This window comes from Paenarthrobacter sp. CCNWLY172, assembly GCF_037402035.1.
Classification (GTDB): Bacteria; Actinomycetota; Actinomycetes; order Actinomycetales; family Micrococcaceae; genus Arthrobacter.
This window is the reverse complement of the sequence record NZ_JBBEGB010000003.1, coordinates 187,979-200,027: the sequence shown is the minus strand read 5'-3', so window position 1 is coordinate 200,027 and position 12,049 is coordinate 187,979. Positions and strand designations below refer to the sequence as shown.

Here is a 12,049-nt window from a genome sequence, read left to right as displayed (position 1 = left end):
CTGCGGCACGGGCTCCGTTGCTGCCGGCGCCCGATTTCCAGCCTAGGCTTATCCGGTGAGCAATTCGTGCATTCAGGACAGGGCATGGGCCAGCGAGGCTATCCGCAAAATCGAGGCCGAGAACAACCGATCAGCGGACACGCACCTTTATGCAGTCCCCCTCCCGGACCATTGGGGCGTCCAGCTGTACCTGAAGGACGAATCAACGCACCGCTCCGGCAGCCTCAAGCACCGTCTTGCCCGGTCCTTGTTCCTCTACGGATTGGTCAACGGCTGGATCACCGAGGGCACCACCATTGTTGAGGCCTCGAGCGGCAGCACGGCAGTCTCCGAGGCTTATTTTGCCCGCCTCATCGGACTGCCTTTCATCGCGGTGATGACAAAAACCACCAGCCCGGAAAAGATCGCCCTCATCGAGGAATTCGGCGGTGCGTGCCTGCTGGTGGACCATGCCTCCGAGGTGTACGCGGTGGCCGAAGAGACCGCGAAAACCTCCGGCGGCTACTACATGGACCAATTCACGCACGCAGAACGCGCCACGGACTGGCGCGGCAACAACAACATCGCCGAGTCGATTTTCGACCAACTCGCGCTTGAGGAACACCCCGTCCCGGAGTGGATCGTCGTGGGAGCGGGCACCGGCGGTACCAGCGCCACCATAGGCCGCTATCTTCGGTACAACCGCTACTCCACCCGCCTCGCCGTGGTGGACCCGGAAAACTCGGCCTTCTACCCCGCATGGCGCGACGGAGACGCCGCCACGGCAACGGGCCAGCCATCCAGGATCGAAGGCATTGGCCGGCCACGATCCGAGCCGAGTTTCGTGCCCGCGGTTATCGACCACATGATCCAAGTGCCGGACGCCGCCTCGGTGGCAGCCATGCGCCACCTCCGGAAACTCACGGGCCTGCATGCCGGTCCCTCCACGGGGACCAACCTGTGGGGCGTGTGGCAGTTGGTGGCCGGGATGGTCGCCGAAGGCAGACGGGGCAGCATCGTGTCGCTGATGTGTGACGGCGGGGACCGCTACGCGGGCAGCTACTACGACGCCGGATGGCTTGCGGCGAAGGGACTGGACCCCGCACCGCACGAGGCAGTACTGGAGCGGTTCCACCGCACAGGGGTGTGGACCGGCTAGACCTCTACAGAGTCGCGTGGGGCAAGACGCCGGTAGCTGGTCCCGTAGCGGGCACCGATACGGGTCACGTGGCCTTCAACAATGCCCCGCCCCAGTTCGTTAAGCAGGGCGTCGTGCACCGGGAACGCCCGGGGAGCACGGACCGAGATGACAAAATCGACAACCTCCCCCACCTTGGACCATGGAGCATGGATGGGCACCAGGAGGGTCTTGACGTCAATTCCGTCCGGGACCACGAAAGAGTCCCCAGGGTGAAACACGTTGTCATCGATCAGGTACCCGATGTTGGCCACCACCGGGATCTGGGCGTGGATCACTGCATGCTGGCCGCCGAACGTGCGCACGCTGAACCCTGCGGCGTCGAAACCGGAGCCCGGCTCAGCCGTGTGGACGCGGACTGCGACGTCGGATTCCTCACGCAGGGCTGCGGCAACCCCGGCTGGAGCATGGACCTCAAGCCCTGCGTTGCTCCGGAGCGCGGACACCAGGGCGGGCCGGTCAAAATGGTCATTGTGCTCGTGCGTAATAAGGACGGCGTGGGCGCCGGTCAACGCTTCCCCGGACTCGGAGAAGGTCCCGGGATCGATGACCAGAACGTTCCCGTCCTTCTCCAACCGGACACAGGCGTGGGTGTATTTGGTGAGCAACATGACCAAAGCCTAGGACCACCGGCTGAGAGTTTCCAAGCCTGCCCTGCTGGTAAAATTGGGGTTTGCCAGCATCCCCAGGGAAGTGAGTCCTTCAATGCCACACGGCACCAATTCCGCCACGACCGGCCCCTCAGCGCCGGCCACCAGCGGCGTCAAGGAGCAGCGCGTTACCAAGCAGCGCTTGGCCGTCAGCGCCGCACTGGACGAATTGGATGACTTCGTCAGCACCCAGGAGCTGTACCGCCTGCTGCAAAACAAGGGCATTTCAGTGTCCCTGGCCACCGCATACCGCATCCTTCAGTCGTTGGCCGATGACGGACTCATTGATGTCCTCCGCAACGGTGAAGGCGAAGCGGTTTACCGACGCTGCAACGTCACCGGCCACCACCACCACCTGCTGTGCCGCAACTGCGGCAAGGCAGTTGAAGTGGAGGCACCCGCCGTCGAGACCTGGGCAGCACGGACGGCTGCGGAACATGGCTTTACTGAAGTGGCCCACACCGTGGAAATCTTCGGCCTGTGCCCTGAGTGCACTGCCAAGAAGGCAGCCGGGACTCTCTAGAGGGCGCCTGCCGGCTGGTCCCGCGACACCCGTCCGTTGAGGCCCCTGTTGGCCCTGACCCGTCCGATCACCCTGCACACCACGTAGATCAGGAACGACAGCGTGGTGACGTACGGGCTGATGGGAATCCGGCTGCCGAGTGCCAGCAGGATTCCGCCAACGGTAGCCGTCATCGCGAAAACCACGCTCAGCACTACCACCAACCTGGGTGAGGTGGTCACCCGAAGCGCAGCTGCTGCCGGCGTAATCAGCAACGCGAGGACCAGCAGGGCGCCAACGATCTGGATGGACAGCGCCACACTGACACCCAGCAGCACCATGAAGCCAATGGCCAGGCCGCGAACAGGAACCCCCCTGGCCTCCGCCATTTCGGGGTCTACGCTGGCAAAGCTCAGCGGCCGCCAGATTGCCGCCAAGGCGATCATCACCACCACTGCAGTTCCTGCAAGAACCTGCAGCTGCACGGTGTCCACGGAAACAATCTGACCGGTGAGCAGTCCGAACTTGTTGGCCGCGCGGCCCTCATAAAGGGCCAGGAAAAGGATGCCCAGCCCCAGGCCGAACGGCATGATGACACCGATGATCGAGTTCTTGTCCCGCGCCCGGACGCCCATGAAGCCCAGCAGCACAGCGGCCGCCACTGAGCCGACCAAGGAGCCAAAGATGATGTCCGCACCGATCAGCAAGGCAAACGCAGCTCCGGCGAAGGACAATTCCGAAATGCCGTGGACAGCGAAAGCCAAGTCCCGCTTCATCACGAACGTGCCCACCAACCCGCCCAGCAGACCCAGTACGGCTCCAGCCCAAATGGAGTTCTGGACGAGGACCAGCAACTCGCCGTAGTTCTCGAAGTTGAAAATGGTCTGCAGAATCGTGTCGAGGTCCATCTAGAACTCCTCCCCGGCGGTTGCATGGGCATCGTCATGGAAGTGCGTGGTTGCGTCAGGGAGACCGACGACGACGATCCTTCCGTTGGCGTGGATGACCTCCACATGGCTGTTGTACAGCTCCGAAAGGACTTCCGTGGTCATGACTTCCTGGGGCGTTCCCACACGGAACTGGCCGCCGGCAAGGTAGAGGACCCGGTCAACATAGTCGATCACCGGGTTGATCTCGTGGGTCACGAAAACCACTGCACTGTTCCGCTCGTGGCATTGCTTGTTGATCAGCGAGCTGACGCCCTGCTGGTGGTGCAGATCCAGGGAAAGGAGCGGCTCGTCGCACAGCAGCACCTGCGGCTCCGTGGCCAGTGCTTGTGCCACCCTGAGCCGTTGCTGCTCACCCCCGGAGAGTTGCCCCACGGGCACCTTCGCATAGTCGGAAGCCCCCACCAGCTCGAGTAATTCATCTATCCTCGGGTTGACCTTACCGGCCGAGAACCGCATGCCCCACCTGTGCCCGTCGATTCCCAAGCCCACCAGGTCCCGTGCGCGCAGGGGTGTGTCTGGAGCAAACGACTTTTGCTGCGGGATGTAGCCGATCCGCTTGCTGCCTCGTTCCACCGGATGGCCGCCCAGGGAGACAGTCCCTGAATGCAGTTCCTGCAGCCCAAGGAGAACCTTCAGGAAGCTGGTCTTGCCGCTGCCGTTGGGACCCAGCACAGCGAAGAACTCGCCGGGATTGATGTCGAGGTCGAGATCCCGCCAGAGCGCCCTCTTGCCGAACTGAAGGCTCGCTCCGCGGAGGCTCACTACCGGTGTCAAAAGTTGTCCTCGATCCATGCGTCGCTGGGAACGCAGTCAGTGGTGCCGCTGGTATTCGCGGCCGTGCTGGTGGCAGGCAAAAGGCCCCGCAGCCATCCTGAATATCTTAGGACGTTGGCAGGGCCCTTCACCGCATAGCGGGTGTCGGGAAATGCTACTTCTTGAGTGCGGAGGAGACCGATTCCACGTTGTCGGACATCCACTGGAGGTAATCCTTGCCATCAGGCAGCGTCTCGGTGAAGTTCACCACTGGCACGCCCGCAGCTTCCGCGGCCCGCTTGACGGATTCAGTCTGCGGTCCTTCGGTCTGCTCGTTGTACGCCAGGAACCGCACGGATTTGGCAGAGACCAGGTCCGTGGTTTCCTTCAATACCGCGGCCGGGACATCTGTTTCCTCTTCAATGGCAGCGCTGTAAGCCTCCGGGGTCTTGTTTTCCAGGCCGGCAGCTTCAAGGAGGTACAGGGGCACGGGCTCGGTGACAGCTACCGGCGCATGGTCGTTTGCGGCCTTGACGGCGTCGAGTTTTCCGGTGAGGTCGGCGAGTTTGGTTTTGAAGGCTTCGGCATTGGCTGTGAAGGTCGCGGCCGATCCCGCATCCAGGCTGCCGAGCTTGGCAGCAACTGCATCGGCGAGCTTGCCCATGGTGTCCAAGCTGTACCAGACGTGCTCATTGAACTCGCCGTGGTTGTGGGTGTGGCCTTCTTCACTGTGGGATTCCCCGCTGTGGGCTTCTTCTTCCGGGGCGAGCCCGGAGATTTCCACGGCGCTGATCATGTTTTCATGGCCGACTTTGGTCTCATCAGCAATTTTGTGGAGGAACTCGTCATAGCCTCCGCCGTTCTCCACCACGAGCTTGGCCTTGGAAATGACCAGCTTGTCCTGGGCACTTGCCTCATAGGAGTGCGGGTCCTGGCTGGTCTTGGTGATGATGGCGTTCACGTTGACTTTGTCCCCGCCAATGGCCTTCACAACATCCCCATAGACATTCGTCGAGGTGACTACTTCAATGGCACTTGGCGACGATGAATCGCTTGCCCCTGCTGTCCCCGCGCAGGAAGAAAGAAACAGGGCGGCAAGGGCTGCGGAAGCAGCCATGGACAGGCGGGCGGCGGAACGACGCACGAGAACCTCGGATCTACTCAAAATGAGAATCAAACACAATTACTGGCAGATTCAAGTGTAACTCTAAATGGGAATGATTCCTATTTAGAGCCAGCCGGCGCCGATCGGGGTGCGATCGGCGCCGGCCTTTTCCGTGATGCTACTTGACCTGTTGATCTCCATAGCGGCGGATACCGGTCGCCTGGGTGGCGTCGCGGATCTCACCAACCAACTGTTCAATGACGTCCTCCAGGAAGAGGACACCCTGGGTCTCTCCGTCGGCGCCGATGACACGGGCCAGGTGCGATCCCGTCCGCTGCATGACGGACATGGCCTGCTCGATTTCGTCGTCCGGCGCAAGGTTTGCAAAGGAACGGATGCGCCCCTCGGCGATGGGATGCCGCCGGCCCTCGTCCGGGATGGACAGGATGTCCTTCACGTGCAGGTATCCGGCGAGTTCGCCGTCGTCGTCCACCATGGGGAAACGGGAGAATCCCGTGCGGCTGACCGCCTTTTCCAGGTCCACCGGAGTAGAGGCAGTCTTAAGCACCACCAATTTGTCCAAGGGAACCATGATGTGCGAAGCCGTATGCTCCGAGAACTCCAGTGCACCGCTCAACAAGCCAGTTTCGTCGTCCACCAAACCATGGCGTGTGGACTCCTGGACGATCGACTGCACTTCCTCCAGGGTGAACGAGGAGGACACCTCGTCCTTAGGCTCAATCTTCATCAGCCGCAGGATGTGGTTGGCCAGCCAGTTCAGGGTCCAGATGATGGGGTTCACCAGGCGTGCAATGAACATCAACGGCGGGGCCAACAACAGTGCGGCCTTGTCGGCTACGGAAACCGAGATGTTCTTGGGAACCATCTCGCCGAAAGTGACATGCAGGAACGTGACGAACAGCAAGGCGATCGCAAAGGCGATGATGTCCGCCAGTTCAACCGGAACGCCCACCAGCTCAAGGGGCTCGGCCAACAAGTGGTGGATGGCCGGTTCGGCAACCTGAAGGATCAACAGGGAACAGACGGTGATGCCCAGTTGTGCACAGGCAAGCATCAACGACACGTTTTCCATGGCGCGCAGTGTTGTCTGCGCGCGCTTTGATCCGGCTTCGGCCAAGGGCTCGATCTGGCTGCGGCGTGCAGACATGACGGCAAACTCGGCACCGACGAAGAAGGCGTTGCCGATCAGGAGAACAACGAGCCAGACAATTCCTACCCAGTCGCTCATACGGCCCCCGCTTCATGACGCGGATTCTCTGCGCTCTCCGGAGTGGACTCATCCGACTCCACATGATGGAAACAGATCCGGTCTATCCTTCGGCCATCCATCCTGGTCACCGTGAGCGTCCCGCCGCCAGTGTCCACGACGTCTCCCGTCCTGGCAATACGACCAAGCTGGCTCATGACATAGCCGCCCACAGTCTCATACGCGGACTCGTCGGGCACTGTGAGGTTGGGTATCTGCTCGGAAACCTCATCCGGCCGCAAGAGCCCCGGGAAGTACCAGTCGCCGGACGCGCTCTGCAGCACTCCGGGGCGGACCTTATCGTGCTCGTCAGCGACCTCACCGACGATCTCTTCCACCAGGTCTTCCAGGGTGGTGATTCCTGCGGTTCCGCCGTACTCGTCCAGTACGACGGCCAACTGCAGGTTACCCTCGCGCAATTCGGACAGCAGTGCATCCAGGTGGATGGTTTCGGGAACCTGCAGGACATCGGTCATGATCGCACCGGCCTCAAGCTTGGCCCGGCGCTCTGCCGGAACAGCCACGGCTTTCTTGACGTGCACCACGCCGCGGATATCGTCCGTGGAATCACCAATAACAGGGAAACGTGAATATCCGGTGCGCCGTGCGGCGTCGAGGATGTCGGACACAGGCTGGTCGGCGTCGATGGTTTCCATGCGGATGCGCGGTGTCATGACATCTGCCGCCGTACGCCCGGAGAAGTTCAGGGTGCGGGCAACAAAGTTGGCGGTCCCGGCGTCCAAAGTCCCCAGCTCAGCGGAGCGCCTCACCAAGGAGGCCAGCTCTGCGGGGGTCCTTGCCCCGGAGATCTCTTCCTTGGCCTCAAGGCCGAACAGATTCAGCACCTTGTTCGAGAACCCGTTAAGAACCACGATGGCCGGCTTGAAAACGGCCGTGAACATCAGCTGCGGGCGGGCAAGGCGCTTACCCAAAGGGAACGCAAGGGCGATGGCCATGTTCTTGGGAACCAGTTCGCCGATCAGCATCGACAAGAGGGTGGCGACAGCCATCGCCAGGATCAAGGCCACTGAATGCGCTGCCTCCGGACCAAGCCCCAGGGACGCAAGCGGACCCCCAAGAAGTTGCCCCAAGGAAGGTTCCATGACGAAGCCGGTCAACAGCGTGGTCAGGGTAATCCCGAGCTGGCAACTGGAAAGCTGCGTGGACAGCGATTTGAGGCACTTCAGCAGCGGCGCAGCACCATGATCGCCGTTATCAACCGCACGCTGAACGCTGGCTTGGTCCAACGCAACCAAGGAAAACTCAACTGCTACAAAGAAGCCGGTACCCAGGATCAAGGCAAAGCCGGCGAGGAGAAGAATCCATTCCACTTAGCGCATCACTCCAAGAGTGGGCGCGTGCAGTGTGGAGGGCGCCTTCAGCGGGGGGATTCGCCCCGGCGGAGGCTGGTCGGGTCCCACGGACGCATGGTCCGGAGAACCACCGGCTGTGGGCGCCGGCGCGTGATGGGCATGTGAACGGGTATTGCCGGCTCGACGGGCACGCTGTGCGGAGTTGCCAGATTGGCTCCCCCGACAGTTCCCAGGCCGGCACCTAGATTTACTGTCCATAAGACTTTCAGTCTACAGTCCGGCCGCCGGGCACCTCCAACAGCAGGCCTGGCTCCGCGACAAAAAAGGAGTGTCACCCTACTAAGTCAGCCGCAACATGATTTAGGTCACCACTATTGGCAGTTAACCAACGATCCTAACTAGACTGTCAGGGGTCTGAGTTCGCGGGACCCGGACCCTGTCCCATCGTTGCGGAAAAGCAACTTTGGCCAGCGGGAAAACAACACTCATGGAAGAGGCGTATTTCAAGTGCCAGAGCAGCCCAGCCACCGTCTACCAGAGGAATTTGGCGGAAACGAGTGGCTCGTTGACGAACTGTACGAGCGGTACCAACAGGACAAGAATTCGGTCGACACCAAGTGGTGGCCGCTCTTTGAATCCTTTGCTTCTGCTGACGGCACTTCTTCCAACGGAAACTCCGCAGCTCCTTCAGCTGCCAATCCACCCACCCAAGTACTTCCCGTGGTAGCCCCGGCTGCAGCGGCTCCGGCACCGGCGCCGGCCGCTCCTGCCGCTGCCGCGGAACCGGCTGCACCGGCGGCACCCGCCCCGGCGAAAAAAGCACCGGCCACCGTTGCCCGGGACGGAGCAAAGAAGCCCGCAGCCGGAACCACGGCACAGCCCATTCCTGCCCAGCTGCCCAAGAGCACCAAGGCGCCTACGGCACCTGAGGAAGATGTCGTTTCCGTCCTCCGGGGTCCGGCCAAGGCCATCGCCACCAACATGGTGACAAGCCTTGAAGTACCTACCGCCACGAGTGTCCGCGCAGTTCCCGCCAAGCTGCTCATTGACAACCGGGTGGTCATCAACTCCAACCTTGCCCGTGCCCGCGGTGGCAAGGTCTCCTTTACGCATCTCATCGGCTACGCCGTTGTCCGGGCGTTGTCCCAGTTCCCGTCGATGAACGTCTACTACGACGAAATCGACGGCAAGCCCAGTGCTGTGCAGCCCGCACACGTCAACTTCGGCATCGCCATTGACATGCCCAAGCCCGATGGCACCCGCCTCCTGATGGTTCCCAACATCAAGAAGGCCGAGACCATGGACTTCGCTGAGTTCTGGCACACCTATGAGGACCTGATCAAGCGCGCCCGTAACGGCAAGCTGACGGCAGACGACCACGCCGGCACCACGGTCTCCTTGACCAACCCCGGTGGCATCGGCACCGTGCACTCCGTGCCACGCCTCTCCAAGGGCCAGGCCGCCATCATCGGCGTCGGTGCCCTTGACTACCCCGCGGAGTTCCAGGGCGCCAGCGAGAAGATCATCGCCCAGAACGCCATCAGCAAGATCCTCACGCTGACGTCCACCTATGACCACCGAGTCATCCAGGGCGCCGGCAGCGGCGAGTTCCTCAAGCTTGTCCACCAGCTCCTGCTCGGTGCGCAGAACTTCTATGACGAGATCTTTGAAGCCCTGCGTATTCCCTACGAACCCGTCCGCTGGAGCCCGGACCTCCAGGTGGATCCTGCCGACGAGATCAACAAGGTTGCCCGCATCCAGCAGCTGATCCACTCCTACCGCGTCCGCGGTCACCTGATGGCGGACACCGATCCCCTGGAGTACGTCCAGCGCAAGCACCCGGACCTTGACGTCCTCACCTACGGCCTCACCCTGTGGGACCTGGACCGCGAATGGCCCACCGGCGGGTTCGGCGGCAAGCCGCAGCTCAAGTTCCGCGACATCCTCGGGGTCCTGCGTGACGCCTACTGCCGCACCACGGGCATCGAGTACATGCACATCCAGGAACCTGCAGAACGCAAGTGGTTCCAGGACCAGCTGGAGCACCCCTACTCCAAGCCGAGCCGTGAAGAGCAGCTGCGCATCGTTTCCAAGCTCAACGCAGCAGAAGCTTTCGAAACGTTCCTGCAGACCAAGTTCGTTGGTCAGAAGCGCTTCTCCCTGGAGGGTGGCGAGTCGCTGATTCCGTTGCTCGACGCCGTGATCTCGGACGCTGCCGACGACGGCCTGGACGAGGTTGCCATCGGCATGGCCCACCGCGGCCGCCTCAACGTGCTGACCAACATCGCCGGCAAGACCTACGCACAGGTCTTCCGCGAATTCGAAGGCACCCAGGACCCCCGCTCCGTGCAGGGCTCCGGTGACGTCAAGTACCACCTCGGTACGGAAGGCACCTTCACCTCGGACAACGGCAAGCAGACCAAGGTCTACCTCGCCGCCAACCCGTCCCACCTCGAAGCTGTGGACTCCGTCCTCGAAGGCATTGTCCGCGCCAAGCAGGACAGGCTGGATCAGGGCGAGTCGTTCCCCGTCCTGCCCATCATGGTCCACGGTGACGCCGCATTCGCCGGCCAGGGTGTTGTGGCTGAAACCCTCAACCTCTCGCAGCTGCGTGGTTACCGCACCGGCGGCACCATCCACGTGATCGTCAACAACCAGGTTGGCTTCACCACGGCGCCGTCGTCATCGCGCTCGTCCACGTACTCCACGGACGTTGCCAAGATGATCCAGGCACCGGTCTTCCACGTGAACGGCGACGACCCCGAGGCCGTGGTGCGTGTTGCCCAACTGGCCTACGAGTTCCGTCAGCGTTTCCACAAGGACGTTGTCATCGACATGGTCTGCTACCGCCGTCGCGGCCACAACGAGGGCGACGACCCCTCGATGACGCAGCCGCTCATGTACAACCTGATCGAAGCCAAGCGCTCCGTCCGCAAGCTGTACACCGAGTCGCTCATCGGCCGTGGTGATATCACCGAGGAAGAAGCAGAGCAGTTGCTCCGCGACTACCAGGAGCGCCTGGAGCGTGTCTTCGCTGAGACACACGCAGCGCAGACCTCGCCGATTCCGATCATCACGGCGGATTCCGCAGCTGTCTCGGACATCGAGCGTCCTATCGCCCAGCAGGCCGACTTCGGGACCAACTCCCCGGCGTCCACTGCTATTTCCGCTGAAACCCTTGCCCGCATCGGCAAGGCGCACCTGGAAATTCCGGATGGCTTCACGGTCCACTCCAAGCTGAAGCAGCTGCTGGAGAAGCGTGAGCAGATGTCCCGTGAAGGCGGCATCGACTGGGGCTTCGGCGAGATCGCGGCCTTTGGCTCGCTGATCATGGAGGGTGTGCCGGTCCGGTTGGCCGGACAGGACTCCCGCCGCGGTACGTTCGTGCAGCGTCACGCCGTCTTCCACGACCGCGCCAACGGCAACGAGTGGCTGCCGCTGGGCAACCTTTCCGATGACCAGGCCAAGCTGTGGATCTACGACTCCCTGCTGTCCGAATACGCAGCCATGGGCTTCGAATACGGCTACTCGGTGGAGCGCCCTGATGCCCTGGTCCTGTGGGAAGCGCAGTTCGGTGACTTCGTCAACGGCGCCCAGACCATCATTGACGAGTTCATTTCCTCGGCTGAACAGAAGTGGGGCCAGCGCTCATCGCTGGTGCTCATGCTTCCGCATGGATATGAAGGCCAGGGTCCGGACCACTCCTCTGCACGCATTGAGCGTTTCCTGCAGATGTGCGCCGAGGACAACATGATCGTGGCCAACCCCACCACCGCTGCCTCGCACTTCCACCTGTTGCGTCGCCAGGCCTACAGCCGTCCGCGCAAGCCGTTGATCATCTTCACGCCGAAGCAGCTGCTCCGCCTCAAGGGCGCCGCATCCGCCGTCGAAGACTTCACCACGGGTGGCTTCCGGCCGGTCATTGCCGATCCCGAGGTTCAGCCGGCCAACGTGGACCGCGTCATCCTGGTCTCGGGCCGGTTGTACTACGACCTCCTGTCCAACCGGCAGAAGTCCGGCGATACCTCCACTGCCATCATCCGCGTTGAGCAGCTTTACCCGCTGCCCAAGGCTGAGATTGACGCAGAATTGGCCAAGTACCCGAACGCCGACATCGTTTGGGCACAGGACGAACCTGCCAACCAGGGTCCGTGGCCGTTCATGGGCCTGAACCTGGCACCGGACCTGGACCGCAAGCTCCGCTTGGTCTCGCGTCCGGCCTCGGCCTCCACGGCTGCCGGTTCCATGAAGCGCCACGCCGCTGAGCAGGATGCCCTGATCAAGCAGGCGTTCGAACGCAAGTAAAGCGAAACTGCCCGGTCTGAGGAGTGA

At 62.1% G+C, this 12,049-nt stretch carries 9 protein-coding genes; 3 read left to right on the top strand and 6 right to left on the bottom strand.

Features of this window, described 5'->3' with window-relative positions; genetic code table 11:
• Positions 1 to 55: 55 nt before the first annotated feature.
• Positions 56 to 1,138 (top strand): PLP-dependent cysteine synthase family protein, encoded by a 1,083-nt coding sequence (locus WBN73_RS05740; protein WP_337339720.1) that lies wholly within the window; start codon positions 56 to 58, stop codon positions 1,136 to 1,138.
• On the opposite strand, the gene WBN73_RS05735 is transcribed toward WBN73_RS05740, so the two are convergent.
• Positions 1,135 to 1,788, bottom strand: a complete 654-nt coding sequence (locus WBN73_RS05735; protein WP_337339721.1) for an MBL fold metallo-hydrolase — start codon at positions 1,786 to 1,788, stop codon at positions 1,135 to 1,137. The genes WBN73_RS05740 and WBN73_RS05735 overlap by 4 nt on opposite strands.
• Before the next feature lie 94 nt (positions 1,789 to 1,882).
• Between WBN73_RS05735 and WBN73_RS05730 the strand changes: the two genes are divergently transcribed.
• Positions 1,883 to 2,350, top strand: a complete 468-nt coding sequence (locus WBN73_RS05730) for a Fur family transcriptional regulator (RefSeq protein WP_207593926.1) — start codon at positions 1,883 to 1,885, stop codon at positions 2,348 to 2,350.
• Here the strand turns inward: WBN73_RS05730 and WBN73_RS05725 are convergent.
• From WBN73_RS05725 to WBN73_RS05705, 5 genes are all read right to left on the bottom strand, one after another.
• Positions 2,347 to 3,237: a metal ABC transporter permease gene (locus WBN73_RS05725; RefSeq protein ID WP_089595564.1), complete on the bottom strand. Its 891-nt coding sequence runs from the start codon at positions 3,235 to 3,237 to the stop codon at positions 2,347 to 2,349. The genes WBN73_RS05730 and WBN73_RS05725 overlap by 4 nt on opposite strands.
• On the bottom strand, positions 3,238 to 4,071 hold the full coding sequence (locus WBN73_RS05720; RefSeq protein ID WP_207593928.1) for a metal ABC transporter ATP-binding protein: 834 nt from the start codon (positions 4,069 to 4,071) through the stop codon (positions 3,238 to 3,240).
• Positions 4,072 to 4,207: 136 nt separating this feature from the next.
• Entirely contained in the window at positions 4,208 to 5,209 is a 1,002-nt protein-coding gene (locus WBN73_RS05715; RefSeq protein WP_337339722.1) for a metal ABC transporter solute-binding protein, Zn/Mn family, read from the bottom strand.
• 106 nt (positions 5,210 to 5,315) lie between these two features.
• On the bottom strand, positions 5,316 to 6,386 hold the full coding sequence (locus tag WBN73_RS05710) for a hemolysin family protein (protein WP_089595567.1): 1,071 nt from the start codon (positions 6,384 to 6,386) through the stop codon (positions 5,316 to 5,318).
• Positions 6,383 to 7,735 carry a hemolysin family protein gene (locus WBN73_RS05705; protein ID WP_207593930.1) on the bottom strand — a complete coding sequence of 451 codons (1,353 nt, stop codon included), beginning with the start codon at positions 7,733 to 7,735 and terminating at the stop codon, positions 6,383 to 6,385. The genes WBN73_RS05710 and WBN73_RS05705 overlap by 4 nt, the downstream gene beginning before the upstream one ends.
• A gap of 489 nt (positions 7,736 to 8,224) precedes the next feature.
• Here WBN73_RS05705 and WBN73_RS05700 point away from each other — a divergent pair, with 489 nt between their 5' ends.
• Complete coding sequence (locus WBN73_RS05700; RefSeq protein WP_207593931.1) at positions 8,225 to 12,022, top strand: multifunctional oxoglutarate decarboxylase/oxoglutarate dehydrogenase thiamine pyrophosphate-binding subunit/dihydrolipoyllysine-residue succinyltransferase subunit; 3,798 nt, start codon at positions 8,225 to 8,227, stop codon at positions 12,020 to 12,022.
• The last annotated feature ends 27 nt before the right edge of the window (positions 12,023 to 12,049 follow it).

Coding starts and splice junctions, on each gene's coding strand:
- WBN73_RS05735 (WP_337339721.1), bottom strand. CDS start 1,788: ATGTTGCTCACCAAATACACCCACGCCTGTGTCCGGTTGGAGAAGGAC.
- WBN73_RS05730 (WP_207593926.1), top strand. CDS start 1,883: ATGCCACACGGCACCAATTCCGCCACGACCGGCCCCTCAGCGCCGGCC.
- WBN73_RS05725 (WP_089595564.1), bottom strand. CDS start 3,237: ATGGACCTCGACACGATTCTGCAGACCATTTTCAACTTCGAGAACTAC.
- WBN73_RS05720 (WP_207593928.1), bottom strand. CDS start 4,071: ATGGATCGAGGACAACTTTTGACACCGGTAGTGAGCCTCCGCGGAGCG.
- WBN73_RS05710 (WP_089595567.1), bottom strand. CDS start 6,386: ATGAGCGACTGGGTAGGAATTGTCTGGCTCGTTGTTCTCCTGATCGGC.